The following is a 24,662-nucleotide window of genomic DNA, read 5'->3' as shown; positions in this document are numbered from 1 at the left end:
TATATGTCTATACAATATAGGCGTCCATTTCGGGTTGTCCAGCCATGTCCGATTCGCGTTCCCCGCTCAGTTTCCATGCCGTCCACGCCTTGCTGGCCGAGGGATGGGCCCGCGATGTCCGCCTGCAGGTGCAGGACGGCCGCGTCACGGCGATCCACACGGGGCAGGGCGCCCAGCACGACGACACCCGCGTCGGCATCCTGGTGCCCGGCCTGCCCAACCTGCACAGCCATGCCTTCCAGCGCGGCATGGCCGGCCTGACCGAGATCGGCGGCGGTGACGGTGACAGCTTCTGGAGCTGGCGCGAGCTGATGTACCGCTTCCTGGCCCACCTGCGACCGGACGCGGTGCAGGCCATCGCCGCCCAGGCCTACATGGAAATGCTCGAAAGCGGCTTTACCCGCGTCGGTGAATTCCACTACCTGCACCACGACGCCGATGGTCGCGCCTATGCCAACCGCGCCGAGATGAGTGCACGGACCGCGGCGGCAGCCGAGCAGACCGGCATCGGCCTGACCCTGCTGCCGGTGTTCTATGCGCATGCCGATTTCGGCGGGGCGGCGCCGAATCCAGCGCAGCGGCGCCTGATCCACGACGTGGAGGGTTTCGCGCAGCTGCTGGAGGCCGCCAAGCCGGCATTGGCCGCGCTGCCCGACGCGGTGCTCGGCATCGCACCGCACAGCCTGCGTGCGGTCACCGGCGAGGAACTGAGTGCGTTGCTGCCGCTGACCGACGGCCCGGTGCACATCCATATCGCCGAGCAGGTGCGCGAAGTGGAGGCCTGCCTGGCCTGGAGCGGCCAGCGCCCGGTGCAGTGGCTGTACAACCATGCGCCGGTGGATGCGCGCTGGTGCCTGGTGCATGCCACCCACATCACCGATGACGAGCGCGCGGCCATTGTGGCCAGCCAGGCCGTGGCCGGCCTGTGCCCGATCACCGAGGCCAACCTGGGCGACGGCCTGTTCCCGATGCAGGCATTCGCGCGCGAGGGCGGACGCTTCGGCGTCGGCTCCGATTCCAATGTGCTGATCGATGCGGCCGAAGAACTGCGCCTGCTTGAATACGGCCAGCGGCTGACCCTGCGCGGTCGCAACGTGCTGGCGCCGGATGCCACCCGCAGCACCGGTCGCTTCCTGTTCGAAGGCGCACTGCACGGTGGTGCACAGGCGCTGGGCGTGCCCGCTGGCCTCCAGGTCGGCGCCAGTGCCGACCTGGTCGAACTGGATGCCGGGCACCCCGCGCTGCAGGCGCGACAGGATGACGCATGGCTTGACAGCTGGGTGTTCGCCGCACGTAATGGCGCGCTGCGATCGGTCTGGCGGCATGGCCGCCAGTGCGTGGCCGAGGGCCGCCACCTGCAGCGCGAGGCGATCACCACCGCCTTCGCCGCCGCGCTGCGCGGCGTGCTGGGCTGATCGCCTCCCGCTACCGAGACCCCATTACGTGAAGGCCAGCAAGTCCGCCACGCTCAACCAGCGTATCCGCAGCGATCTGGAAAGCCGCATCCTCAGTGGAGAGTGGGCGCCGGGCTTCCGGATTCCATACGAGCACGAGTTGATGGAGCAGTACGGCTGCTCGCGGATGACCGTGAACAAGGTGCTGACTGCACTGGCCGAGAGCGGCATGATCGAGCGCCGCCGTCGCGCCGGTTCATTCGTGGCGCGGCAGCCGCCGCACCTGGAACAGGTGGCGCTGGAGATTCCCGATATCGCGATGGAGGTGGGCTCGCGCGGCCATCAGTACGCCTATCGCCTGCTGCAACGGGAACTGCGCCTGGCCGATCCCGGCAATGCCGGCGAGGTAGAGCTGGCGGGCCGCGAGAAACTGCTGGCGATGCGCTGCCTGCATCTGGCCGACGGCCGCCCGCTGGCGCTGGAGCATCGGCTGATCAGCCCGGTGGGGGTGCCCGAGGTGCTGGAGGTCGATTTCAGTACCACCGCGCCGGGCAGCTGGCTGCTGCAGAACGTGTCGTGGACCCGTGCCCAGCACCGCATCAGTGCCTGGGGCGCGGATACCGCCACCGCCAGGCTGCTCGATGTGAAGCCCGGCACAGCCTGTCTGGTGATCGAGCGGCTGACCTGGCGCGGTGAACAGCCGATCACCCGCGTGCGCCAGGTGTTCCTGGGGGATGCCTGGGACCTGGTCGCGCGCTTCGCGCCGGGCGCGCGATAGGGATTCCATCCACGCGTGGCGTGGATCTACTGGGCCGGAACGACTGTCGCCTTGAACTCTGTCGGGGCGTGTGTACGATGTGTATCGCCCTGCATGAAGAGCAGGGACCTCATCCGGGATCTGGAAGCGGCAGGTTGGATCTGTCGCCGGATCCGCGGATCCCATCATGTATTCGTGCACCCGCAGCACCCTCACATCATCACCGTTCCTCACCCAAAGGAAGGATCCGGGGAAAGGACTGGTGCAGGCGTTGCGGAAGCTCGCAGGACTGACGCAGGAGGGCCCATGCGATATCCAGTCTTGATCGAGGCAGGCGATGAGCGCACCGCGTGGGGTGTGGTCGTTCCAGATCTGCCGGGGTGCTTCTCGGCGGCCAACACGCTTGATGATGCGCTCAGCGCTGCCGAGGAAGCTGCACTCGCCTGGATTGATGCGGCCCTGGATGAGGGGCGCCCGATTCCGACACCTTCCGCGCCGCAGAAGATCGCCGCCGAGGCATCCAAGGACATCCGTTGGATTCTTGCGTACATCTGCATTGATCCGGCTCTGCTGGACGATACCATCGAGCGGGTCAATATCAGCCTGCCACGCCGGATCCTGGCGAGGCTGGATGCGCAGGCCAGAGCGGCGGGTGAATCGCGCTCCAGTTACATCGCCCATCTCGCAGCATTGGGCTGAGCTGGCGCCATGTGGCGCCGAGCCGATGCTCGGCTGCTGTTCGCGTGTGGCTCAACTCTGCAAAGGCATCCACGCGTGGCGTGGATCTACCAAGGGGTCGCGCATCGGGGTTCAGTAAAACCACGCCACGCGTGGATGCGGCCCCATCAGTACGTGGCGCATTGGCGCCAGCGCACCGGCTCATCCACGCCGGGGCGGGCGTTGAGCTGGATGCGCACGTTGCGCAGGGCGGGGTAGTGCAGCACTTCCTCGCAGACCTGCGGCCACACCGCGTCCAGCTCGCCCGTGCGGTTGATCGCCAGCGTCTGCCGGGTCAGCCAGACCCCGCTGGCGATACCGGGCTTGCCGGCCAAGGCGCGGGACAGATCGGCCTGGAAACGCTCCAGCGTGGCGGCATCCGGGTTGGGGTTGCTGCGCGCGTCGGCTGAGGGCGTGGCCGGTGCAGGCGCAGCGGCCGGCGGCGTGGTGGCGGGGGCCGGCGCCGGTTCGGGCGCCGCTTCAACCGCAGGCGCAACCGGCGCGGGGGTGTCCGCCACCTCGGCAACAGGCGGGGTGTCCTGCACATGCAAGCCTTGCAGGCTCAATCCCACCAGCAGGCCCAGCGTGACCGCGCCGAGCGCGGCAATGGCGATCCGGCGCAGGGCTTCATGGCGGGCGCTGGCGCGCACACGGGTTTCGATTTCTGCCGGCAGGTAGGGCTGCAGCAACGGCCACAGGCGCGGACCGTCCAGTACTTCTACCGCCTGCTTCTCGGCAGCGCTGCGCCCGTCGCGTTCCATCCGGCCTTCGGTCAGCAGCACGCCGCCCTTGGCGCCGGCCAGGCGCGCAGCAGCCCCCAGCTCGTTCACTGCGGCGGTGCCGATACGGTAGGCAAGGCCATGCTTGCAGGACACCAGCCACTGGTTGGGGCCGTCGCTGAGCAGGAAGTCGCTGCTCGGCTCGCGGGATTCCTCCGCCGGGTCATTCAGTTCACGCAGGCCGCGCTGTTCGCGCAGCATGCGCTTGACCAGTACCGAGAACTCGCGCCAGTGCATGCCGGCCAGGGCTTGCAGGCCGAGTTGCATCTCCTTCTGCCGCCGCTTGATCCACCACAGATAGACAACAGCCAGGGAACAGGTAAGCAGGGCCGACAGCAGGGCCAGGATCCAGGGGAGCATGCAGGAGTAGGGCGGAAGGGGCGAAAGCGGAGAACGACAGTGTAAAGGTCGCGGTACCTGGCCGGGTCAGGAGGTTCCTGACAGGAAGCGTGATGGAACGCCCAGTTCGGAATACAGCAGGCACGAAAAACCCGCCAATCCTGAAGCCGTGAGGGGAGGGAACAAACGGCAGCCGAAGCGATTGGCGGGTTGCTCGCGATTGTCAATCAAAGTTTATTGCATTGCAACAATGAGCCGGTCAGGGCAGGCCGCCTGGCGACTGATGGCTGCCCGGAGCAGGGGCGTCGGTACCCGACGCTGCCCGGTTTTCCAGCCTGGCCAGGCGCGCGTGCAGGGCATCGATGCGGGCTTCGAGCGCCGTCACTTCGTCGGCGGTGGGTACATGCAACCGCTTGAGCACGCCCTGCACTTGGTCATCAAAGGCCTTCTCGACCTTGTTCCAGGTGCCCGAGGCCTTCTCGCGGGCTTCGTCCAGCGAGCTCTCGACGTTATCACGCCAGCCCGGGCCCTGTTCGCTGCTGCGCTCACGGCGGCGGGCTTCCCAGGCTTCGCCTTCCTTCACCAGGCCGTCAAAGAAGCGGCTGCCTTCGGCCTGTGCACGGCCGAGAGCGCCAAGACCGGCCAGCCACACCTGCTGCGCCGAGTCACTCAGCTTGCGCGAAAAGCGCTCGGCCTGGTCACCGAAAGAGGCGTCGTCGTTGCGGCGGTCGTCGTTCTCGTAGTGGTTCATCGCAGTTCCCGTGGGAGTTGGGCCTGCCCCGAGAGTAGCGCGCCGTGGCGTTGCACGGCCGTGATGGCCGCGGCCGGGGTTCAGCCCAGCTTTTCCTTCAGAACGCGCTGTATCTCGCCTTCGACCATGCCCTTCATCGCCGACAGCAGGAAGCCCAGCTTGGCCGTCACGCGCACGGCGCCTGGCTGCAGTTCGATCGCGCCGTCCACGCCGCTGCCGGAGAAGTTCAGTACATCGGCGGTCCACGACGACTTCAGGCCGAAGCGCTCGGACAGCTTGGCGGCGACCTGCTCGATCGCGGCGCGCGCCTGCGCGTCGGGCAGGCCGTGGGCGTGGCGGACATCGATGGTGGACATGCAGGCTCCTGGCGCAGGGCGGGGATGATCAATGAGGGCGAGCATTGTGCGCATCGAGGGCCTCCGCGCCAAGCACTCATCCTGGGTTCTTCTTCGTTGGCAACCAACCTGCTAGGCTGCGCCGCGTGCAGAACCTGCTTGTTCACTTCAGCCAACAACAACAGCCCGACCAGCCGCTGCGGCCCGGGGTGCAACGCATCGTGCGCCAGGCCAACGGCAGTGTGCGGCTCGGCGATGCCGGCCATGGTGCCCTGTTGCTGGCGCAGTTCTGCCTGGATGATCGCGGCCTGTGGCTGCAGGTCGGCAACGGGATCCGCGGCATTCATGTGAACGGTCGACCGGTGCGGCGCATGGCGCTGCTGCGTGCGGGCGATGCGGTGTATGTGGACGGCGTGGAGATGGTCCTGCAAGGTGAAGTCGAGAGCCTGCTGCAGGCGCCTGCGCCGAAGAACGAGGAAGGCAGCGACGAGCAGCAGCGGCTGTTGCGCGGAGTTGGCGGCCTGCACCACGGCCGCAGCTTCACCCTGTCGCGGGCCCGCCTGATCGGCCGCGGCGGCGACGCTGACATCGCTATTGACGATCCGGCCTTCGCCGAACGACACGCCCGCGTGGAAGTGCATGGTGATCGCGTGCTGCTGCGCGATCTGGGCAGTGCCGACGGCACCTGCGTCAATGGCGTGGCCGTGCGCCATTGCTGGCTGCAGGCCGGCGACCAGGTGGTGTTTGATGGCCAGCACCGGTTTGTGCTGGAAGTGCCGCATGACCCGCGCCGGCGCCCGCTGCCGGATGAAGACGAGTCCAGCCAGGGCGCCGAGCAGGCGCCGGTGCTGCCGGCCGTGCCGCGCAAGGTCCGGCGCTGGCCGTGGCTGCTGGTCAGTGCGCTGCTGCTGGCCGCGCTGCTCAGCCTGCTGCTCTGGTTCGGCGCGCGCTGACCCCGTATCCGCCGGGCATGGCCCGACGCTACCCACGTGGCGTGTGTCCACCCGCTTCCGGTAGGTGCCGACCTTGGTCGGCACGCTCCTTCGGCGGGAATGACGGCTGACGGCGTACGCCGACCAAGGTCGGCGACTACCGGCGCCATGCGGGCGGCCAATGGATTCCAATGAAACCAAATTTCCCTTGCGCCACAAGGCCGCAAGGCTGGTGCACTGCGGCATACTAGGGGTCTTGCCCCACAGGTGTGACATGACGCGCGCGTTCAACTTCAGTGCCGGCCCTGCAACCTTGCCGGAATCGGTCCTGCGCCAGGCGCAGGCGGAAATGCTGGACTGGCACGGGTCCGGTGCTTCGATCGTGGAAATGAGCCATCGCGGCGCGGAATTCATGTCCGTGGCCGCCGAGGCCGAGGCCGACCTGCGGCGCCTGCTCGACATCCCCGACGACTATGCGGTGCTGTTCCTGTCCGGTGGTGCCACCACCCAGCAGGCGTTGATCCCGCTCAATTTCGCCGCCCCGGGCCAGCGTGCCGACTACGTGGTCAGTGGCCACTGGGGCAAGACCGCGGTCAAGCAGGCCGGTGTCTACGTCGACGTCAACATCGCCGCCAGCAGCGAGGCCAACGGCTACCGCACGCTGCCGGCGCGTGCCGACTGGCAGCTGTCGCCCGGTGCCGCCTACGTGCACATCACCGCCAACGAGACCATCCACGGCGTCGAGTTCCGTGATGCTCCCGATACCGGCAACGTTCCGCTGATCGCCGACTTCAGCTCGTCCATCGCCAGCGAACCGCTGGATGTGCGCCGCTATGGCGTGATCTACGCCGGCGCGCAGAAGAACCTTGGCCCGGTCGGCATCGCGGTGATGATCGTCCGTCGCGACCTGCTCGAGCGCAGTGGCCAGCCACGTGCGGACATCTTCGATTACCGCTCGCACGTCGCCCGCGATTCAATGCTCAACACCCCGCCGACCTGGAACTGGTACCTGGCCGGGCTGGTGTTCAAGTGGATGCTGGCCGAAGGCGGCGTGGCCGAATTCGCCAAGCGCAATGCCGCCAAGGCCGCGCTGGTGTACAGAGCCATCGACGGCTCCGGCGGCTTCTACCGCAATGAAGTTGCACACGCGGCCCGTTCGCGGATGAACATCCCGTTCTTCCTGCCCAACGCCGATCTCGATGCCCGCTTCGTGGCCGAGGCCAAGGCGGCCGGCCTGCTGGCGCTGAAGGGCCACAAGGTCGTCGGTGGCATCCGTGCCTCGCTGTACAACGCCATGCCGCTGGCCGGGGCCGAGGCGCTGGTCGCCTTCATGGCCGATTTCCAGCAGCGTCACGGCTGAGCAATGAACGGCGCGCACCGTCGGGTGCGGGCCCCGCAACAAGGAATTCCGATGGCAAGCAGCAAATCCAGCAAGAAGGCGCCGAAGAAGGCCGAACCGGCCAAGGACAGCGCGCCCGCCAAGGCGAAGGGCAAGGCCAAGGCCGCCTCGAACCCGGCACCCACCCTGGCGCCGCTGGCGCTGGCCGATGTGCGCTCGAAGATCGACCAGATCGACCGCGACATCCAGAGCCTGATCGCCGAGCGCGCGCGCTTCGCCCATCAGGTCGGCAAGGCCAAGGGCAAGCTCGCCGCCGCCGTCGACTACTACCGCCCCGAGCGCGAAGCGCAGGTGCTGCGCATGGTGGTGGATCGCAACGAAGGCCCGCTCAGCGATGAGCTGCTGGTGCACGTCTACCGCGAGATCATGTCGGCCTGCCTGGCCCAGCAGGAGCCGCTGAAGATCGGTTACCTCGGCCCGGAAGGCACCTTCAGCCAGCAGGCCGTGCTCAAGCACTTCGGCCGCTCGGCGCTGGGCCTGCCGATGGCCAGCATCGAGGAAGTGTTCCAGGAAGTGGAAGCGGGCAACGCCGATTTCGGCGTGGTGCCGGTGGAGAACTCGGGGCAGGGCACCATCCAGATCACCCTGGACATGTTCCTGACCTCCAACCTGAAGATCTGCGGCGAAGTGGAACTGCGCGTGCAGCAGTACCTGATGTCGCGCAGCGGCCGCATCGAGGACATCGAGCGCATCTACGCACATCCGCAGTCGTTCATGCAGACCTCGGCGTGGCTGCGCGCCAACCTGCCGAAGGCCGAGAAGATTCCGGTTTCGAGCAACGCCGAGGGTGCGCGCCGTGCGCGCAACGCCGACGACGCGGCGGCCATCGGCGGCGAGAGTGCCGGCCACGTGTACGGCCTGAAGAAGGTGGTCACCAAGCCGATCCAGAACGATGCCGACAACACCACCCGCTTCCTGGTGGTGGGCCGCAACATCTTCCCGACCTCCGGCCACGACCGCACCTCGGTGCTGGTGTTCATCCATGACAAGCCCGGTGCGCTGTTCGACGTGCTCAGCCCGTTCGCCCGCCACGGCATCAGCATGAACCGCATCGAGTCGCGGCCGTCGCACCACGGCAAGTGGGAGTACGGCTTCTTCATCGACCTGGCCGGCCACATCGACGACGCGCCGATGCAGGCGGCGCTGGCCGAACTTGAAGCGCACTCGGCGCAGATCAAGGTGCTGGGCTCCTATCCTGTGGCCGTGCCCTGAGTGCTGCTGGGGCGGCCCCGGCCGCCACCCCCTGATGCATCGCCGGCGGGCTGCCGGCGTTTACGGAATGATCGAACGATGAGCAACGCGCAACACTGGATCGCCCGCAAGGGCCAGCCCCTGCAGGGCAGCCTGACCATTCCCGGCGACAAGTCGGTCTCGCATCGCTCGGTGATGTTCGCCGCGCTGGCCGATGGCACCTCGCATATCGAGGGCTTCCTGGAAGGCGAGGACACCCGCGCGACCGCGCGCATCTTCAGCCAGCTGGGGGTGCGTATCGAAACGCCCAGCCCGTCGCAGCGCATCGTGCACGGCGTCGGCATCGACGGCCTGAAAGCGCCGGATGCACCGCTGGACTGCGGCAATGCCGGCACCGGCATGCGCCTGCTGGCCGGGTTGCTGGCGGGCCAAGCGTTCGACTGCACACTGATCGGCGATGAGTCGCTGTCGGGCCGACCGATGCGCCGCGTCACCGGCCCGCTGTCGCAGATGGGCGCTAAGATCGACACCCAGGATGACGGCACGCCGCCGCTGCACGTGCATGGCGGCCAGACGCTGCATGGCATCGACTTCGCCTCGCCGGTGGCCAGCGCGCAGATCAAGTCGGCGGTGTTGCTGGCAGGCCTGTACGCACAGGGCGAAACCAGCGTTGTCGAACCGCACCCGACCCGCGACTACACCGAACGCATGCTGTCGGCGTTCGGCGTGGACATCGAATTCTCGCCCGGCAAGGCCCGCCTGCGTGGCGGCCAGCGCCTGCGCGCCACCGACATCGTGGTACCGGCAGACTTTTCCTCGGCCGCGTTCTACCTGGTGGCGGCCAGCATCATTCCCGGCTCCGAGCTGCGCCTGAAGCAGGTCGGCCTGAACCCGCGCCGCACCGGCCTGCTGCACGCGCTGCGCCTGATGGGGGCGGACATCACCGAAGAGAATCCTGCCGAGCAGGGCGGTGAACCGGTGGCAGACCTGGTGGTGCGCTACGCCCCGCTGAAGGGGGCACGCATTCCGGAGGAATTGGTGCCGGACATGATTGACGAGTTCCCGGCGCTGTTCGTGGCGGCTGCAGCCGCCGAAGGCCGGACCGTGGTCAGTGGCGCCGCCGAGCTGCGGGTGAAGGAATCCGATCGCCTTGCGGCGATGGCCACCGGCCTGCGCGCGCTGGGCATGCAGGTGGACGAGACCGAGGATGGGGCCACCCTGCACGGCGGTGTGCGCCTGGGCAGCGGCACCATCGAAAGCCACGGTGACCACCGCATCGCCATGGCATTCGCCATTGCCGGCCAGATCAGCGATGGCGAAGTGCGGATCAACGATATCGCCAACGTCGCCACGTCCTTCCCGGACTTCGATGGTCTGGCCCGCAGCGCCGGGTTCAACCTGGCCTGATCGGCATCGCGACCACCGGGCCATGCCCGGCGGATCGCATTGCCCGGCAGGTGCCAATCTTGGTTGGCACGCTCACATCTCCCGGTAGGTGCCAACCTTGGTTGGCACGCTTTCCGCATAAAAGGACGGAGGCCGAAGCCTCCGTCTAAACATCACGAACCCCTCGTCCGCGATCAACGCTGCTCGGTACGGAAATCCACCGGGACCCGCACCACGCTGGCTACTGCGCGGCCATCCTGCACCGCGGGTTGGAACTTCCAGTTCTGCACGGTGCTGAGCACCGCACGATCCAGATCACGACTGCGCTCGCCGCTGCGCGAGACGATCGCAGCGTTGGCGACATTGCCGCGGGTATCCACATTCAGGCTGGCGATCACGCTGCCCTGCACGCCGCTACGCAGCGCGGCGGCGGGGTAGGTGGGCATGCGGTTGCTGGCCAGCGGGCGGGCTTCACGATTGCGCACTACCGGCGCGGCCTTCCGCGAAGCAGTAGCCGGGGTTGCCTGGCGCGCGGCAGGCGTCGCTGCGTCCGTCACCGCCGCCTGCTCGGGGGCCGGCAGCATGCGCTCGCCGACCGGCGCAGGTGCCACATCTTCCTGGCTGGAATGACGCAGCCAGAGCAGGGCGGCAGCAAACATCGCCACGATCAGTGCGATCCACATCCAGGGCGACGCGTTCTTGTGCTGTACGCTTGAGTCCCGCTGCAACCGCGGCGAATGAAGGTCTTCGTGGGTGGTAACAGCCATCGCAAACTCCTTCCGTCAATGGACGACATGGGCAGTGTTGCCCGAGCCACAGACGGAAAGTGTCAGCGTTGCGTCAACATCACCGGCAGGGTTCAGCTTGCCTGCTGGGGAGCGTTCAGTTACTGCGTCTTGAAGTCGAACGGCACTTCAATGCTGCCAGGCACGGCCTGGCCGTTGCTCTGGGCCGGAGTGAATCGCCAACGGCGCACGGCGTCGGTCGCGGCACGGTCGAGGTCGCGTGAACCGCTGCGCTGGATCACCGTGGCGTTGTTCGGATAGCCGGTGGCGTCTACATCCACGCGTACCACCACGGTGCCGGTTTCACCGGCGCGCAGGGCGGCGGCGGGATAGGACGGTGGCGGCGACTGACCGGCAATCGGCATCGGCTGGCTGTTGCCGGTGGCCGCCGGCGCAGGGCCCGGTGCGGCCGGGGCTGCTTCAGCGATCGGGGCGGGCGGTGGCGGGGCGGTTTCGACCAGCTTCGGCGCTTCTTCCTCGACCGGGGCCGGCTTGGCATCGGGCATGTCGCTGGAACCGGCCGCAGCGGCCAACGGTTCCGGGAGGGGCTCGACCTGGGCGGTTTCCTGCGGGGTCTGCGCGGCCGGGTCGGCGCGGAAGAACTCCTTGTCGCGGCCGGTCAGCCAGACCAGCACGAACAGCAGTACGCCCACGCCGAAGGCGATGCCGGCGATCTTCAGGGCGTTGCGCGGGATATGCACAGTGAACGACTTGGCGGACGACGAGCGGGGTGCAGACATGGACCGGACCAGTACGGAATGGCTCGATTCTGCCACGGCGGGAATGAACCGGGCGGCAGAAATCCGTATAACAAGCGATAATCCCGTTCCTGATACCCACCACGACACCTGCCATGCTTGATCCAGCCCTGCTCCGCCACCAGCCCGCCGACCTCGCTGAACGCCTGCGCACCAGCCGCGGCTTCGAGCTCGACGTGTCTGCCCTGGAGGCCCTGGAGGCTGATCGCAAGCGCATCCAGGTACGTACCCAGGAACTGCAGAGCCTGCGCAACAGCCGTTCCAAGGCCATCGGCCAGGCCAAGGCCAAGGGCGAGGACGTTTCGGCCATCATGGCCGAGGTTGCTGCCTTCGCCGACGAGTTGAAGGCCTCGGAAGTGGCGCTGGACGAACTGCGCGAGAAGATTGAAGCGATCTCGATGGGCATTCCGAACCTGCCGGCCGATGACGTGCCGGCCGGTGCCGATGAGAGCGACAACGTCGAGCAGGCGCGCTGGGGAACCCCGCGCCAGTTCGATTTCAAGGTGCTCGACCACGTCGAACTGGGCGCCCGCAACGGCTGGCTGGACGGCGAGACTGCGGCCAAGCTGTCCGGCTCGCGCTTCACCGTGCTGCGCGGCCCGATCGCGCGCCTGCACCGTGCGCTGGCCCAGTTCATGGTCGACCTGCATACCGGCGAGCACGGTTATGAGGAAACCAACGTGCCGCTGCTGGTCAACGCCGATTCGCTGCGCGGCACCAGCCAGCTGCCGAAGTTCGAGGACGACCTGTTCAAGACCGCCGTGGGCGATTCCACGCGCTACCTGATCCCGACCTCGGAAGTGCCGCTGACCAACATCGTGCGCGACGAGATCGTCGATGCCGAGCGCCTGCCGTTGCGCATGACCGCCCACTCGATGTGCTTCCGTGCCGAGGCCGGCAGCGGCGGGCGCGACGTGCGCGGCATGATCCGCCAGCACCAGTTCGAGAAGGTCGAGCTGGTCTCGATCTGTCGCCCGGAAGAGAGCGATGCCGAACACCAGCGCATGACCCGCTGCGCTGAAGTGGTGCTGGAAAAGCTGGGCCTGCCGTACCGCAAGGTGCTGCTGTGCACCGGCGACATGGGCTTCTCGGCCATCAAGACCTACGACCTGGAAGTCTGGCTGCCGTCGCAGGAAACCTACCGCGAGATTTCCTCGTGCTCGAACTGTGGTGATTTCCAGGCCCGCCGCATGCAGGCGCGCTGGCGCAACCCGGCCACCGGCAAGCCGGAGCTGGCGCACACGCTGAATGGCTCGGGCGTGGCCGTCGGCCGCGCGATGATCGCGGTGATGGAGAACTACCAGAACGCCGATGGCAGCATCACCGTGCCGGAGGCCCTGCGCCCGTACATGGGTGGCCTGGAAACCATCGCCTGACAGCCGGCGATTCGCGCCGCCGCCCGAAGCTTAGGCTCGGGCGCTACAGATCCATGTAGAGCCGAGCCTATGCTCGGCTGCTCCTGCCCCTCGCGGGCCGCATTGATTATCGGCGCTTCGCGCCGCCGCCCGAGCATAGGCTCGGGCGCTACCGGGTTTCTGCTGCCCTCAGCTTCTCCAGCGGCACCCATCCCGGTTCGCCGGTCTCCGGCACGCACCAGGCCCATCCATTGAGCGTGCGCATTCCTCGCAGCAGCTGCCCCGGATCCACATCCAACTCCCGCGCGCAGTAATCCTCCGTGGCATAGGCGTCACCCTGCGCATTGCGACCGATCACCGGCGCCGGCACGAAACCGGGCTGCTGCCCTTCGGCTTGGCACAGGAACCAGTCTTCCCAGCCCTCCGGGCCTTCATAACGTTCGCCCACCACCAGCGCCTGGCCACGGCGCAGGGTGATCGGGTGCGGAAATTCGCTGCGGTGCGCAGCCGTCACGGTGTAGTCCATGGCCCCAGCCTAACGCGCCCACAAAAAAACGGCCCCGCAAAGCGGGGCCGCCAGGGTGGGCCGGGATGGGGGAGGGGATCCCGGCCCGCGTTCAGCGCCCAGACGAGGAGAGAGGGGCGCCGAACGCTGGGACGCGTTATGCGGCGACGGGTTCGGCCGCTTCGTGCGACGGCAGCGCCGCCAGCGCACCGGCAATGGCGTCTTCACGGTGCTGCGGCGAATAGGCGATGCCTTCGGCGCGCACGAATTCGATCTCGTTGATGCCCATGAAGGCGAACACCTGGCGCAGGAACGGCTCCTGGAAGTCGGCCGGCGAGTCGGTGTAGATGCCGCCGCGGCTGCTGGCGATGATCACCCGCTTGCCACCGGCCAGGCCCACCGGGCCGTTCTCGGTGTACTTGAAGGTGCGGCCGGCCACGGCCACGCGATCGATCCAGGCCTTCAGGGTGGACGGGATGCTGAAGTTGTACATCGGCGCGCCGATCACAACGATGTCGGCCTCCAGGAACTGCTGCATCACCTGTTCAGCATCGGTCGCTTCAGCGGCGTCGGTCCTGGCCAGCGAGCTGCTGCGCAGATGCGGTACCGGATTGGCGTCAAGATCGCGATAATCGACCTGCAGGCCGTCGATCTGGCTGGCGAGGCGGGCGACCACGGCGGCCGACAGCTGGCGCGAGACGGAGTTGTCGCCAAGCACGCTGGCGTCGAGATGCAGAAGCTTCATGGCAGTCACCTGTGTTCTGGGAGGAAGGGGCGGGGTGGCCCCGCCGACAGAGAGAACGATAGGTTGTTGCAAAGGCGGAATAAAGGTGGTTGAATGCCACGTATTGTTCTAGATATGGAACTCGGGTATGCATGACCTGAATGACCTGTACTACTTCGCGATGGTGGTCGACCACGGCGGATTCGCCGCCGCTGAGCGCGCACTGGGTATTCCCAAGTCGCGCCTGAGCCGCCGCATCAGCCAGCTGGAAACCGACCTGGGCGTACGCCTGCTGCAGCGCTCCACGCGCCGTTTCGCGGTCACCGATGTCGGCACCAGCGTGCATCGCCATGCGCAGACGATGCTGGCCGAGGCCCAGGCCGCCCGCGAAGTGGTGGACCGCCTCAGCGCGGAGCCGCGCGGCGTGGTGCGCGCCAGCGTGCCGGTGTCACTGGCGCAGATGCAGCTGCCCAAGCTGCTGCCCAAGTTCCTTGAGCAGTACCCGAAGGTGCGGCTGCAGCTGAACATCAGCAACCGCCGCGTGGACATCATCAACGAAGGCTACGACGTGGCCCTGCGCGTGCGTTCGCGCCTGGATGACGACGGCAGCCTGGTGATGCGCAGCTTCGGCCAGGTGCAGGAACTGCTGGTGGCCAGCCCCAAGTACCTGGACCGCGCCGGTCGCCCCAAGGACCCGGAAGAGCTGACCCAGCACGTCACCCTCAGCATCAGCGAAGACGAAGCCCGCCAGCGCTGGGAACTGCATGGCCCGGAAGGCGAAGTGCGCCGGGTCGACCTGCAGCCGCGCGTGGCCGGTTTCGACTTCCCGTTGCTGCAGAGCATGGTGAAAGACGGTTTCGGCATCACCATGCTGCCGGAAACCGTGTGCGCCGACGCCGTGCGCAACGGCGAGCTGGAAGTGGTGCTACCGGACTGGTCGCTGCCGCAGGGCGTGTGCCATGCCGTGTTCGCTTCGCGCCGCGGCCTGCTGCCGGCGGTACGCGTGTTCATCGACTTCCTGGCCGAACATCTGCCGCCGCAATTGGAGGCCTCGCGCCTGGATTGCGGTGGTGCCTGTGAAAAGGCCAAGGAGCGGATCAAGGCCAGTGCGCTGGGCGCGTTGGCAGTGGATGCGGGCTGAGGCACCTGCCCGCACCTGCACCGCCAATCTGTGAAACGGTAGCGCCGGGCCATGCCCGGCGTTGCTGCTTTCCGGCCCCGGTCAGTTCCGGTGGAACAGCCGGTCCCAGAAGCTGCGGCGTTGCGGTGCGGCCGGTGGCGGTTCGGCCGCAACGACGGGTGCTTCCAGAACCGCCATCAACTCCGCGCTGCGCGGCTTCTTCAGGAACCGCGCGTAGTCCAGATAGCCGGTCACCTTGCTCATGTGCAGGCGCTCGGGCATCGCCGGTAGCTCGCCACCCTGTAGCAGCACCCGCAATGCCTGCGGGCGGTCCAGGCGGATTGCCTCGTACAGAGCGGTGCCGCCACAGCCTGGTTCGATCTGGTTGGCGCGCTGCGGCGCGTCCTTCAACAGGACGTGCAGCGCATCCGGGTCGTCGCGTTCAACGGCCGCTACAAGCCGTGCCAGCGCTTCAGCCTCTTCGTATGGGAGGCTGTCGCGATAGGCCTGGTCGGCGATCTCGCGCTCGTCGCGTCCATCGCCGCCCTGGATGCACAGGAAATCGGTGACCAGGGCGGCCGGAATGCCGGACGTATCCAGCGCCCAGTAGCTGGGATACACACCGTCGCCCCAGCCGCTGGTAAAGACCACCAGGCCTTGCGGCGAGTCCTCGCCCCAAGGGCGGTACTCGGCGCCTTCGTCGAGGCCGTCGTGGTCGATCAGGGCATCCGACCACGCATTGTCTTCGTCGCCATCGGCCCGTTCGATCAGCGCCAGCAGTGCCTGTTGGGTGTCGGTATCCATGAAGCAGCCGATGCCGGCGTCGACCGGGTAGCCGATGAAGCTGTCCTCATCCAGGCCGGTCAGGTCCTGCGTGGTCCAGCGCGCCATCTGCCAGTGCAGGGCAGACGCAGTGAGGGCTTCGCGGGGCTTGAACCAGACCACGGCCAGCGCCGGGCGGCCGCTGTGCACGATGATCTCAACCGGATGCCGGCCCAGCGGGGCGGTGTAGTCGGCCAGCGCTGGTGCTTCGGCCTGGACAAGCGGATCGCAGACCACCAGGTGCCCGCTGCTGACCGGCAGATGGCCGGCGAAGGTGCGGTGCAGGGCCACAGCTGCCAGCTGGGTGTCATCCAGCAGGGTGGTGCGCAGGTTGGCCAGGTCGAGGTGGGCCATGGGGGCTCCGAGTGCGGTGAAGGCCCCCACCGTGCCGGATGCGGAGGGCAGGGGCAAGGTGGTCTTGGGCAAATGGCCTTCACGTGCGAGAATATGCCGCTGCCCGGGCGACCGGGACCCGATTGGAGAGATGGCCGAGCGGTTTAAGGCACCGGTCTTGAAAACCGGCGAAGGGTCAAACCTTCCGTGGGTTCGAATCCCACTCTCTCCGCCAGGATTCCACAAGGCCCCTGGCGACAGGGGCCTTCTTGTTTTCTCAAGCTTCTCTACCCGCGACGCCCATCCTTCGGCTTGTTGTGGCACAACGGATAGCTGGAGCACGACCGGAAGGCCCCATGCGGCCCATTGCGGTCCACGAACACGCCAACCTTGCACGCTGGGCAGCGCTCTTCCGAAATGGCCGCACCTGAAATCGCGGTCACTTCCACTGCTCCGTCCTTCACCAGCTCATCCAGGAATGGCGAGTGCTTGCCCTGCAGGGTGAACATCGCAACCGACCGCCGCGCACGCGTGAGCGCGACATAGAACAACCGTCGTTCTTCGCTCAGTGGATAGGTATCCCCGTCCGGCATTGCCAGCGAAAGCACCGGGTCATCCGCACGCAGGCTCGGGAAGCTGCGGTTGATCATGCCCGGCAGGATCACGTAGTCCGCCTCGCGCCCCTTCGATCGATGTGCGGTCAGGAACTCGACGTCCATCGTGCTGCCAAAGGCCGTCTTCCAATCCGAAGGCATCGCACCGCGATCCGCGCGATACCGCCCCAGAACAAAGACCGTCACGCGTCCATTGCGGCCCTGCGCCACCGCGCCTGACAACAGTTGCTGGTGCAGCTTCGAAAGGTACTGGCGAACGCCATCCTGCACCTCCTCACGCCGGTTCATCTGGAACGCCTGCAGCACCGGGCCGACTGCCGGCGCAGCAGAGCGGACCTTCTTGGCCATCTGCGCGGGGTTGCGGCTGATGAAGCGGCTGGAAACATCACACAGTGCCTGCGGGCAGCGGAACGTCTGCTCCAGTTTCAGCACCTGGCCATGCCCCATCCACTCGCGGAAACCGGTCATCACCGAAACGTCGGCGCCAGCGAAGCGATTGATCGACTGCCAGTCATCGCCCACCGCAAACAGATGGCGGCCCGGTTGGCTGACCAGCGCACGGCAGAGGCGCGCACGGGCGCGCGAAGCGTCCTGGAATTCGTCGGCCATCACCAGTTCGTAGGGTGATTCATAGTGGCCCTGTTCCAGCAGCCCGGCGGCCATGTTGAGCATGTCTTCGAAATCAATGCTGCGCTCGTCAGCCAGTGCATCGTCCCAGGCCTGGAAAACCGGCCCGGCGATCTCCAGGAAGCGCCGGTAGCGTTCCTTGAACTGATCCTCAGGCATCTGCCGCAGGCGCGCTGCCATATCGTCCAGCGTCAGGCAGTTGCTCTTGGCGTGCGCAATGAAGGTCCGCATCAAGCCGATCAGGTCGGCATCGGGCATCGGCCTGGCACCCTGGTCAGGCAGCTCGCGATCCGGGTTCGGGTCGAGTTCGACACCAGACGCACCCAGCCGCTCGGCCAGATCCTGCAGGGCCAGTCCACTGCGCAGGCCGAACGACGTCGTTTCGACCACTGCGGTGCCGCGTGCCGCATGCTGCGGCCGCTTCCAGTGCATCCCTTCGTTGTAGTTGGGAAAGTGCTTCGGCGGCTGGCCATCGGCATCCAGCGCAAAGTGCTCGTGACAGAGCCGGGCGTCCGGATAGTAGAAGTCCGGGCGATACTGGCGATGGGTATCCGTCGCGGTATCGAACTCGTAGCGCCGCTCGTAGTCATACGCCACGCCGTTGTAGAACAGCCAGTTGGCGATCACGCACTCTTCCAGGCTCTTTACCCGCTCGCCCTGCAGTGTGCGGATGTAGGGCGTGCCATCGCGGTCGTAGCCATCGGCCTCCATTTCCGCGCCGAATGGCGGCAGGTCGCGCCCGAACACCAGGCGGAACATGTCCCACTGGGTGCGGAAGTGGGTCGAGCGATCCTTCAGGTTGTCCACCAGGTCGGCCAGCTTGTTGAAGCCCAGCGCCGCGTCGACCGCCCATTCCGGGATATCCGGCTTGCGCCCCGTAGCCTTGGCGATGATGGACAGGCCCAGGGCGTGAAAGGTCCGGGCCTCCACTACGGTGTCGCCCATGCCGAGCCGGCTGAAGCATCGCTGTGCGCGCTCCTGCAGCTCCTGGGCGGCATCCTTGTTGAAGGCGAGCATCACGATCCGTTCGGGTTCGACAAAGCCGCGATCAATGGCATACGCGGCCTTGGCGACCATCGTGGAGGTCTTCCCGGAGCCGGCCGCGGCCACGACCTGCACGCGGTTGTCGAAGCAGATGACGGCGCGAGCCTGCTCCTCGGTCAGCGGCCTGCTCTCGACCCGGTCCAGGAAGGGCTTGGCCAGACCCAGTTCGCGGGTCGCCATTGCCTCATTGGCGTCCGCCCACACGGCGGGCCAATCCAGCTGCCAGTCGTGCAGTGCGTCCAGCGCGATGCGGTGGCCGGGCGCGTGCAGGTCGTCGTGCAGCTCCTCGTCGAGGAACAGCTGCTCCAGCTTGGCGGGCGGCAGGGGCAGGGCGGGGCGGTCGGCCAGCAACGCCTGCTGCTGTTCGTACGTGATCCAGCGGCGTCCGGTAGTACCTCGGTCGGCAAGCGCATCTGCCTCGGCCAGCCACGCCTGGATCTGCGCCAGAACGTGCTCAAACAGTGCCTTGCGCCCCCGCTTGGAGCGCGCGAAAAGCACGTGCTGCACGGCAGCGGCAAGCCGGGAGCCCTGGCTGTTGGGCAGCCCATCCACGGACAGTGCTTCACCGCGCTCGGTCGTCAGTTCGACCCTGGACCAGAGCACGCCGCGAACGACCCGCACGCTGTGTTCGTTCGCTACATGCTGGCGGTACTGCCTGCCGTCGATCAAAAGCGCGACCTGTTCGCCATCCAGCCGCAACTGCCAGTCCGGCGAGCGGGTCACACGCTGGCCCCAGCCCGAGGGGCGCCATTCCATAGACATCCAGATACTGCCTTGCGTACGTCACCGGGCGTAAAGCGCCCTTGCCGACCCATGATAAGGCGGCTTGGCATGGCACGCTGCGTTTCCGGTCACTCGCACACGCGAGCCAGCGATGGCATTGCACCCTCGCCAGCGCGACAGGCGTCAGGCGTTCACATCCACGACGATGCGGCCGCGCACCTTGCCGGGGATGATCTGCTCATAGACATCCAGCACCTCTGCCAGGCCGATCTGCTGCACGGTGCTTTCCAGCTTCCGCGGATCCAGGTCGGTCGCGAGCCGATCCCAGGCGCGCTGGCGAACCTCTTGTGGCGCATTCACCGAATCGATGCCGGCAAGGGTCACATTGCGCAGGATGAAGGGCAGCACCGAGCCGTGCAGCGCATCGCTCTGGGCCAGGCCACAGGCGGCCACGGCACCGCGGTACTTCGTTTCGGCGATGGCATTGACCAGCGTCGTGCCGCCGGCCACATCCACCACGCCGGCCCAGCGCTCGGCACTCACCGGCCGCTCGCGCGGTTCGGAAAGCTGCGCACGATCGATGATCTCGGCCGCACCCAGGTTGTGCAGATACTCAGCATGCTGCGGGCGTCCGGTGGCGGCCACCACGCGATAGCCCAGCTTCGACAGGATCGCCACCGCAATCGAGCCGACGCCGCCGTTGGCGCCGGTGACCAGCACATCGCCCTGTGCAGGCGCCACCCCGGCATGTTCCAGAGCCAGCACGCACAGCATGGCGGTGTAGCCCGCGGTGCCGATGGCCATGGCGTCGCGGGTGCTCAGGTTGCCGGGAATCCGGTTGAGCCATTCGCCCCGCACCCTGGCGCGCTGGGCCAGGCCGCCGTGATGGCCCATGCTCAGGTCCCAGCCATTGAGCACGACGCGGTCGCCTGGCGTGAAGTCGGCCCTGCTGGATTCCAGCACCACGCCTGCCAGATCGATGCCGGGAATGAGCGGAAACGTCCGGATGATCGGACTCTTGCCGGTGAGGGCAAGCGCATCCTTGTAGTTGAGCGTGGAGTACTCGACCTGTACCAGGACGTCGCCGTCCATCAGGTTGGCCTCGTCGAAATCGACCAGTTCGGTCGAAAGCTGGTTGTTCGTCTTGCGGGTCAGCAGTGCTTTGAACGTCATGGATGGCCTCACATTCATGGGATGGGGCCATGCTAGGCTTGCGCCTCTATCGCAACAAGAACGACGATTTTCCGTAGGTACTATGGTTTTCCGGAGTATGCATGCGTAGCAAACGGTGGGACGGCAAGAGTGGTTGCGCGGTGGAAGTCACGCTGTCGGTCATCGGTGGCGTGTGGAAGCCGATCATTCTGTTTCACCTGATGACCGGCAAGCGGCGTTTCATGGAATTGACGCGACGGGTGCCCAATGCCACCCAGTCCATGCTCACCAGCCAGCTGCGTGAACTGGAAGCCGATGGCGTGGTGATCCGCCACGTGTACCCGGAAGTGCCGCCGAAAGTGGAATACGAGCTGTCCGAGTTCGGGCGCACGCTGGTGCCGGTGCTGCTGGCCATGCGCGAGTGGGGAGAAACCTATCGCGGCCATGGAAGCACGGAAGGCGATTGCCAGGGTTGAAGACACTTCCGGTTCCACTGCGGCGGCGCATTCCGGCCGGATGCGCTCGCGCTTACACGCAATACGGATGGGTTGAATGACACCACCCGTAGCGGCTGGAGCGATGCCCCTGGCAGGAGAGGCACCACGGGTACTACGGAGCAGCTTTCGGTTGACGCGGATCGGCAATGATCCGCGAGGGGGATCCATACAGCACCAAGACCCGCGTGCCGGTGCTGAACACCGGGTCCGGGCCCTGCACAACGGTCATCAGATTGCCGTTCTCCGTCTGCACCACGTACTCCAGGCCCTTGGCCTGGGAGAGTGCGCGTTCAGAGGCCGCACCGGCAATCGCGCCTGCCACCAGGCCGCCAATGGCGCCGATGGCCGCTGTCTGGTCGCTGCCGCCGATGGTGGAGCCGGCCACCCCGCCAGCCGCAGCGCCGGCAACGGCTCCGCCTCCCTGCGAACCGTCGATACTGACCGCGCGAACGCTGATGACCGTACCGCCCACCGTGCGGTTGACCTGTCCAACCGAGCCGATGGAGTAACTGTCGGTGCGCACGTTGGGTGCGCAGGCCGTCAGCATTGCCGCCACCGAAGCGGTCAGCAACGGGCGTCTCACGGCGCTTCCTGCTTGTTGGGGAACATCGGCTTGGTGATGTCCACGGTCTCCAGCGCCTGCAGGAACTGGGCGATGTTGTTCTGCGCCGAGCGGCTGATGGATTCGCGAGCGCGAATGACACCGGCAAATGCATAGTTGAACGGCACCTCGCCGGAAGCGCTGACGTCCTGGGTGTAGACGATGCTGCCGGTGGCACGATCGATCAGCTCATAACGGGCGATCGTCTTTGTGGTCATCGATGCCCCGAAACTGGGAATGTCAATGGCCAGGATCTTCACCGACAGGCTCAGCTTCACCGGTGCATCGTCGCGGAACACCGCCATTTTGTTCAGTGCTTCGGTCAGCGCGTTCTGCCACATCTGCGGCACTTCGTGCTGGGCCTGCGCCGGGATCTTGCCTTTGGCCTCGTCCGGGCGTGCCAGTGTGACCGTCAGCGACTTCAGCTCACCGTCGATCTTCTTGCTGCTGACCCCGACGTTCGGCACCGAGAAATTGAGCGGCGGATTGGTGGTGCAGCCCACCAGCGACACAGCGAGGATCGCTGCGAACAGAAACTTCTTCATCCATTTTCCCCTGTGGTTACGCTGAAACATCCATGGTGTGTCTCGTGCTCGTCCGCAACGTCCGTGCTGCACCGCGTGCTTTGCCGCCGGCGACCTGCTGGTGTGGCTGAACGCGCGAAAGCATACCTGAATCGGGGGCGCATGCGCGGCCCGCCCCGCGGCTCGCCTGAATTCCTAAAAGGGGGGACCGGAGGAATGGCTCAGAAGCGGTAGGCCGCCTGCACATACACCCGTCGCGGCTCGCCCGGGAAATGCCCGTTGCGCTCGATGAAGCCGCTGGCCGCGTACACCTTGTCGAACAGGTTCTTGACGTTGGCCTGGAACTGCCACTGCTTCCACGTGGTCTTCCAGCTCATGTCGAACGCCGTGTAAGCCTTGACCGTCTGCCCATCCAGGCTGACACGCTGGCCCACATGGTCGGCGCCGAAGCCAATGGCCGAATTGATCGACGGCAGGTCGTAGCGCGTCCACAGGCCGAGCTTGTTGCGTGGCGCATTCGCGAAGCGGTCTCCGGAGGCATTGGTGATGCCGTTCGGGCCGGCATCCTTCACCCGTGCGTCGTTGTAGGCGTAGGTCAGGTTCACCACCCAGCGCTCGGTCACGTCGGCCAGCAGGTCCAGTTCCATGCCCGTGCTGCGTACCAGGCCCAGCGCGGCCAGCTGGTTCACGCCGTCCCGCACTTCGCCGGTGGCCTGCACGATCTTGCTGCGGTCGATGCGGTAGGCCGCCATGTTCAGGGTCACACGGTCGGCCAGCAGGGATTTCAGGCCGATTTCCCATTGCCTGCTGCGCTCAGCGTCGAAGGGCCCACCGGCTGCCGGATTCTGGTTGGCGGCACTCTGCGGCACGAAGCCGCTGGCGATGTTGGCATACAGGTTCACGCCGTCCCGGACGGTAAAGGTACTGCCCAGCCGCCAGCTGAGGTCGTTGCCATCCACGCTGCCACCAGTGATGCGATCGTCGTCCTGGAAACCATCCCAACGCAGTCCGGCCAGCACATGCCAGCGCGTGCCCAGTGCCAGCTCATCCTGCAGATAGCCACCGTAACGCTTGCTGCGGGTGGCGGTGCTGCGCCAGGGCAGGGCGGCCAGATTGTAGTCGTGCCAGGTGCTGGCGCCATAGACCGGGTTGAACAGATCGATGCCGCGCACCGGACCGGCGCCGCGTGCCAGGTCGGCACTGTTGGCGGTCTGCGCGGTGAAGTCGGCGTCGAGCTGGTAGACGTCGGCGCCGAACAGCACCTTGTGTTCGATACGGCCGGTGTTGATCCGCCATACGGCATTGCCGCTGGCGGTGAACGCCTCGTTGTCGCGGATCTGGTTGCGCAGCTGGCGCGTCATCCACTCGGCCACGCCATCGCGGTCACGGTCGATCAGCCCCATCGGTTCGTGGTACATCTGGTGCTCGTTGTTGCTGAACCAGCGCGCAGCAATATCCACGTCCAGCGTATCGAGCGGTGCGAAGCGATACTGCGCCAGCGCCACCCTGGCGCGCATGTCGAGGAAATCACTGGCCTCGTTGTGGTTCCATCGCCGGTCGGTCAGGAAGGTGCCGGCATCGTTCACTGGGACGCCCCGGAGCCGGTTGCCGCCCAGGTTCTGGGTGATGTCGGTGAACTGCAGCACCAGCTCGCCGGTCTGGCCAACGTCGAAGGCCAGCGAGGCGTCGCCGATCACGCTTTCGCTGTCGGCATTCCAGCGTACGCCCTGCTCGCTGTCGGCATAGAGGCCGGCGCGATAGCGAATGCTGCCGCTGGCATTCAAGGGGCCGGTGCCTTCGATCGACCCGGCGCGGAAGTCCTTGTCGCCTGCCTGCAGCTCGATGCGGTGTTCGGCGCGCGCCTTGGGCTTGCGCGTCACATAGTTGATGACACCGCCCGCATCACCACCGCCGTACAGCGCACCGGCCGGACCCTTCAGCACTTCCACGCGTTCGATGTTGAACAGCTGCGGTACCGAGAAGCCTGCATAGGGATCACCGCGCAGACCGTCGTAGAGCACGTTTTCCTGGCGGAAACCGCGCAAGGTAACGCCGGCATAGCTGAAGAAGCTGATGCCGCTGATGCTGCGATACAGGTCGGTGACCTGACGCGCGGCCTGGTCGTCGATCAGCTCGCGCGGCACGACCTGGATCGACTGAGGGACCCGTTCCAGAGGCGTGTCAGTGCGAGTGCCGACAGCGGCATCGTTGGCGCGGTACAGCGTCTGCGCGCGGCCGCGGACTTCGACCTTGTCCAGATCCTTCGGGGCGTCGGCTGGGGCTTGGGAGGCCAATGCAGGCGTCGCCAGGGAAAGGGACAGCGCCGCGCAGAGCGCGTTCTTCAGAAGGGCGGGAAGGGGCATGAGGGAGTCAGGATGGGCTGCAAATGAGAAAGATTAGCATTTGCAAAGGTTCGTGGCCCATCCCCCCTGGTGCGCTGTGGACGCAGGCTCGGGTGGGTGTACGGTGTGCCCGGCAAAGCCACCCGCACACCGGTG

Annotated in this window: 23 protein-coding genes, 1 tRNA gene and 1 pseudogene; 12 read left to right on the top strand and 13 right to left on the bottom strand. The window is 66.6% G+C overall.

The genetic code is table 11. The features are described from left to right. Positions 1-44 precede the first annotated feature (44 nt). The 4 genes and pseudogenes from AC5P8C_RS02860 to AC5P8C_RS02845 all read left to right on the top strand — a co-directional run bounded on the left by AC5P8C_RS02860 (position 45) and on the right by AC5P8C_RS02845 (position 2,850). Positions 45-1,415, top strand: coding sequence for a formimidoylglutamate deiminase (locus AC5P8C_RS02860; protein WP_495218318.1), 1,371 nt, complete (start codon positions 45-47; stop codon positions 1,413-1,415). Positions 1,416-1,443: 28 nt separating this feature from the next. Then, positions 1,444-2,172, top strand: a complete 729-nt coding sequence (gene hutC, locus AC5P8C_RS02855; protein ID WP_021202767.1) for a histidine utilization transcriptional repressor HutC — start codon at positions 1,444-1,446, stop codon at positions 2,170-2,172. A gap of 93 nt (positions 2,173-2,265) precedes the next feature. Next, positions 2,266-2,334: pseudogene (locus AC5P8C_RS02850) on the top strand (type II toxin-antitoxin system HicA family toxin); the annotation flags it as partial. A 138-nt stretch (positions 2,335-2,472) separates the two neighbouring features. Continuing rightward, a complete protein-coding gene (locus AC5P8C_RS02845) occupies positions 2,473-2,850 on the top strand; it encodes a type II toxin-antitoxin system HicB family antitoxin (RefSeq protein WP_021202768.1) in 378 nt (125 codons plus the stop codon). 146 nt (positions 2,851-2,996) lie between these two features. On the opposite strand, the gene AC5P8C_RS02840 is transcribed toward AC5P8C_RS02845, so the two are convergent. From AC5P8C_RS02840 to AC5P8C_RS02830, 3 genes are all read right to left on the bottom strand, one after another. Further along, complete coding sequence (locus AC5P8C_RS02840) at positions 2,997-4,007, bottom strand: restriction endonuclease (protein WP_021202769.1); 1,011 nt, start codon at positions 4,005-4,007, stop codon at positions 2,997-2,999. 238 nt (positions 4,008-4,245) lie between these two features. Beyond that, the gene (locus AC5P8C_RS02835; RefSeq protein ID WP_021202770.1) at positions 4,246-4,737 is read right to left on the bottom strand and encodes a phasin family protein; all 492 of its coding nucleotides are present in this window, start codon (positions 4,735-4,737) and stop codon (positions 4,246-4,248) included. Between the two features lie 80 nt (positions 4,738-4,817). Beyond that, complete coding sequence (locus tag AC5P8C_RS02830; protein WP_019660329.1) at positions 4,818-5,093, bottom strand: polyhydroxyalkanoic acid system family protein; 276 nt, start codon at positions 5,091-5,093, stop codon at positions 4,818-4,820. 125 nt (positions 5,094-5,218) lie between these two features. Between AC5P8C_RS02830 and AC5P8C_RS02825 the strand changes: the two genes are divergently transcribed. The 4 genes from AC5P8C_RS02825 (at position 5,219) to aroA (ending at position 10,001) form a co-directional block, all read left to right on the top strand. Further along, on the top strand, positions 5,219-6,025 hold the full coding sequence (locus tag AC5P8C_RS02825) for an FHA domain-containing protein (protein ID WP_495218317.1): 807 nt from the start codon (positions 5,219-5,221) through the stop codon (positions 6,023-6,025). Positions 6,026-6,278: 253 nt separating this feature from the next. Continuing rightward, entirely contained in the window at positions 6,279-7,364 is a 1,086-nt protein-coding gene (serC, locus tag AC5P8C_RS02820; RefSeq protein ID WP_019660327.1) for a 3-phosphoserine/phosphohydroxythreonine transaminase, read from the top strand. 51 nt (positions 7,365-7,415) lie between these two features. Next, positions 7,416-8,615 carry a prephenate dehydratase gene (pheA, locus tag AC5P8C_RS02815; RefSeq protein WP_019660326.1) on the top strand — a complete coding sequence of 400 codons (1,200 nt, stop codon included), beginning with the start codon at positions 7,416-7,418 and terminating at the stop codon, positions 8,613-8,615. A gap of 78 nt (positions 8,616-8,693) precedes the next feature. After that, positions 8,694-10,001, top strand: a complete 1,308-nt coding sequence (gene aroA / locus AC5P8C_RS02810; protein WP_021202773.1) for a 3-phosphoshikimate 1-carboxyvinyltransferase — start codon at positions 8,694-8,696, stop codon at positions 9,999-10,001. Positions 10,002-10,174: 173 nt separating this feature from the next. On the opposite strand, the gene AC5P8C_RS02805 is transcribed toward aroA, so the two are convergent. Beyond that, positions 10,175-10,747, bottom strand: coding sequence for an energy transducer TonB (locus AC5P8C_RS02805; RefSeq protein WP_495218316.1), 573 nt, complete (start codon positions 10,745-10,747; stop codon positions 10,175-10,177). Positions 10,748-10,866: 119 nt separating this feature from the next. Then, positions 10,867-11,505 carry an energy transducer TonB gene (locus AC5P8C_RS02800; protein ID WP_031269809.1) on the bottom strand — a complete coding sequence of 213 codons (639 nt, stop codon included), beginning with the start codon at positions 11,503-11,505 and terminating at the stop codon, positions 10,867-10,869. Between the two features lie 113 nt (positions 11,506-11,618). Here AC5P8C_RS02800 and serS point away from each other — a divergent pair, with 113 nt between their 5' ends. Next, complete coding sequence (serS, locus tag AC5P8C_RS02795; RefSeq protein WP_019660322.1) at positions 11,619-12,899, top strand: serine--tRNA ligase; 1,281 nt, start codon at positions 11,619-11,621, stop codon at positions 12,897-12,899. Between the two features lie 148 nt (positions 12,900-13,047). Here serS and AC5P8C_RS02790 read toward each other — a convergent pair whose 3' ends face one another. Both AC5P8C_RS02790 and AC5P8C_RS02785 read right to left on the bottom strand, forming a co-directional pair. Next, on the bottom strand, positions 13,048-13,404 hold the full coding sequence (locus AC5P8C_RS02790) for an SH3 domain-containing protein (protein WP_019660321.1): 357 nt from the start codon (positions 13,402-13,404) through the stop codon (positions 13,048-13,050). Positions 13,405-13,540: 136 nt separating this feature from the next. Beyond that, positions 13,541-14,128, bottom strand: a complete 588-nt coding sequence (locus AC5P8C_RS02785) for an FMN-dependent NADH-azoreductase (protein ID WP_171952781.1) — start codon at positions 14,126-14,128, stop codon at positions 13,541-13,543. A gap of 127 nt (positions 14,129-14,255) precedes the next feature. Between AC5P8C_RS02785 and AC5P8C_RS02780 the strand changes: the two genes are divergently transcribed. Next, positions 14,256-15,248: a LysR family transcriptional regulator gene (locus AC5P8C_RS02780; protein ID WP_005410175.1), complete on the top strand. Its 993-nt coding sequence runs from the start codon at positions 14,256-14,258 to the stop codon at positions 15,246-15,248. 81 nt (positions 15,249-15,329) lie between these two features. Here the strand turns inward: AC5P8C_RS02780 and AC5P8C_RS02775 are convergent, their stop codons facing one another. Continuing rightward, on the bottom strand, positions 15,330-16,403 hold the full coding sequence (locus tag AC5P8C_RS02775; RefSeq protein WP_495218315.1) for a DUF4241 domain-containing protein: 1,074 nt from the start codon (positions 16,401-16,403) through the stop codon (positions 15,330-15,332). A 124-nt stretch (positions 16,404-16,527) separates the two neighbouring features. Between AC5P8C_RS02775 and AC5P8C_RS02770 the strand changes: the two genes are divergently transcribed. Beyond that, positions 16,528-16,617, top strand: a tRNA-Ser gene (locus AC5P8C_RS02770). Between the two features lie 52 nt (positions 16,618-16,669). On the opposite strand, the gene AC5P8C_RS02765 is transcribed toward AC5P8C_RS02770, so the two are convergent. Together AC5P8C_RS02765 and acuI are read right to left on the bottom strand one after the other, a co-directional pair. Beyond that, positions 16,670-19,423, bottom strand: a complete 2,754-nt coding sequence (locus AC5P8C_RS02765; RefSeq protein ID WP_495218390.1) for a UvrD-helicase domain-containing protein — start codon at positions 19,421-19,423, stop codon at positions 16,670-16,672. Positions 19,424-19,573: 150 nt separating this feature from the next. Further along, a complete protein-coding gene (gene acuI, locus AC5P8C_RS02760) occupies positions 19,574-20,563 on the bottom strand; it encodes an acrylyl-CoA reductase (NADPH) (protein WP_495218314.1) in 990 nt (329 codons plus the stop codon). 101 nt (positions 20,564-20,664) lie between these two features. Between acuI and AC5P8C_RS02755 the strand changes: the two genes are divergently transcribed. After that, positions 20,665-21,018: a winged helix-turn-helix transcriptional regulator gene (locus AC5P8C_RS02755; RefSeq protein WP_019660307.1), complete on the top strand. Its 354-nt coding sequence runs from the start codon at positions 20,665-20,667 to the stop codon at positions 21,016-21,018. A 133-nt stretch (positions 21,019-21,151) separates the two neighbouring features. Here the strand turns inward: AC5P8C_RS02755 and AC5P8C_RS02750 are convergent, their stop codons facing one another. The 3 genes from AC5P8C_RS02750 to AC5P8C_RS02740 all read right to left on the bottom strand — a co-directional run bounded on the left by AC5P8C_RS02750 (position 21,152) and on the right by AC5P8C_RS02740 (position 24,527). Continuing rightward, the gene (locus AC5P8C_RS02750) at positions 21,152-21,622 is read right to left on the bottom strand and encodes an outer membrane lipoprotein (protein ID WP_495218313.1); all 471 of its coding nucleotides are present in this window, start codon (positions 21,620-21,622) and stop codon (positions 21,152-21,154) included. After that, positions 21,619-22,185 carry a putative periplasmic lipoprotein gene (locus AC5P8C_RS02745; protein WP_019660305.1) on the bottom strand — a complete coding sequence of 189 codons (567 nt, stop codon included), beginning with the start codon at positions 22,183-22,185 and terminating at the stop codon, positions 21,619-21,621. Before AC5P8C_RS02745 ends, AC5P8C_RS02750 begins: the two co-directional genes overlap by 4 nt. A 200-nt stretch (positions 22,186-22,385) precedes the next feature. Beyond that, positions 22,386-24,527, bottom strand: coding sequence for a TonB-dependent siderophore receptor (locus AC5P8C_RS02740; protein WP_019660304.1), 2,142 nt, complete (start codon positions 24,525-24,527; stop codon positions 22,386-22,388). Positions 24,528-24,662: the final 135 nt, after the last annotated feature.

It is taken from the genome of Stenotrophomonas sp. YJH_SMC_46, from assembly GCF_059370315.1.
This window is presented reverse-complemented; position numbering and strand designations above follow the sequence as displayed.

What these genes read in the sequence shown, in the direction of transcription:
- AC5P8C_RS02860 (WP_495218318.1), top strand. Translation starts at nt 45, where the DNA reads ATGTCCGATTCGCGTTCCCCGCTCAGTTTCCATGCCGTCCACGCCTTG.
- AC5P8C_RS02840 (WP_021202769.1), bottom strand. Translation starts at nt 4,007, where the DNA reads ATGCTCCCCTGGATCCTGGCCCTGCTGTCGGCCCTGCTTACCTGTTCC.
- AC5P8C_RS02835 (WP_021202770.1), bottom strand. Translation starts at nt 4,737, where the DNA reads ATGAACCACTACGAGAACGACGACCGCCGCAACGACGACGCCTCTTTC.
- AC5P8C_RS02830 (WP_019660329.1), bottom strand. Translation starts at nt 5,093, where the DNA reads ATGTCCACCATCGATGTCCGCCACGCCCACGGCCTGCCCGACGCGCAG.
- serC (WP_019660327.1), top strand. Translation starts at nt 6,279, where the DNA reads ATGACGCGCGCGTTCAACTTCAGTGCCGGCCCTGCAACCTTGCCGGAA.
- pheA (WP_019660326.1), top strand. Translation starts at nt 7,416, where the DNA reads ATGGCAAGCAGCAAATCCAGCAAGAAGGCGCCGAAGAAGGCCGAACCG.
- aroA (WP_021202773.1), top strand. Translation starts at nt 8,694, where the DNA reads ATGAGCAACGCGCAACACTGGATCGCCCGCAAGGGCCAGCCCCTGCAG.
- AC5P8C_RS02805 (WP_495218316.1), bottom strand. Translation starts at nt 10,747, where the DNA reads ATGGCTGTTACCACCCACGAAGACCTTCATTCGCCGCGGTTGCAGCGG.
- AC5P8C_RS02800 (WP_031269809.1), bottom strand. Translation starts at nt 11,505, where the DNA reads ATGTCTGCACCCCGCTCGTCGTCCGCCAAGTCGTTCACTGTGCATATC.
- serS (WP_019660322.1), top strand. Translation starts at nt 11,619, where the DNA reads ATGCTTGATCCAGCCCTGCTCCGCCACCAGCCCGCCGACCTCGCTGAA.
- AC5P8C_RS02790 (WP_019660321.1), bottom strand. Translation starts at nt 13,404, where the DNA reads ATGGACTACACCGTGACGGCTGCGCACCGCAGCGAATTTCCGCACCCG.
- AC5P8C_RS02785 (WP_171952781.1), bottom strand. Translation starts at nt 14,128, where the DNA reads ATGAAGCTTCTGCATCTCGACGCCAGCGTGCTTGGCGACAACTCCGTC.
- AC5P8C_RS02780 (WP_005410175.1), top strand. Translation starts at nt 14,256, where the DNA reads ATGCATGACCTGAATGACCTGTACTACTTCGCGATGGTGGTCGACCAC.
- AC5P8C_RS02775 (WP_495218315.1), bottom strand. Translation starts at nt 16,403, where the DNA reads ATGGCCCACCTCGACCTGGCCAACCTGCGCACCACCCTGCTGGATGAC.
- AC5P8C_RS02765 (WP_495218390.1), bottom strand. Translation starts at nt 19,423, where the DNA reads ATGGAATGGCGCCCCTCGGGCTGGGGCCAGCGTGTGACCCGCTCGCCG.
- acuI (WP_495218314.1), bottom strand. Translation starts at nt 20,563, where the DNA reads ATGACGTTCAAAGCACTGCTGACCCGCAAGACGAACAACCAGCTTTCG.
- AC5P8C_RS02755 (WP_019660307.1), top strand. Translation starts at nt 20,665, where the DNA reads ATGCGTAGCAAACGGTGGGACGGCAAGAGTGGTTGCGCGGTGGAAGTC.
- AC5P8C_RS02745 (WP_019660305.1), bottom strand. Translation starts at nt 22,185, where the DNA reads ATGAAGAAGTTTCTGTTCGCAGCGATCCTCGCTGTGTCGCTGGTGGGC.
- AC5P8C_RS02740 (WP_019660304.1), bottom strand. Translation starts at nt 24,527, where the DNA reads ATGCCCCTTCCCGCCCTTCTGAAGAACGCGCTCTGCGCGGCGCTGTCC.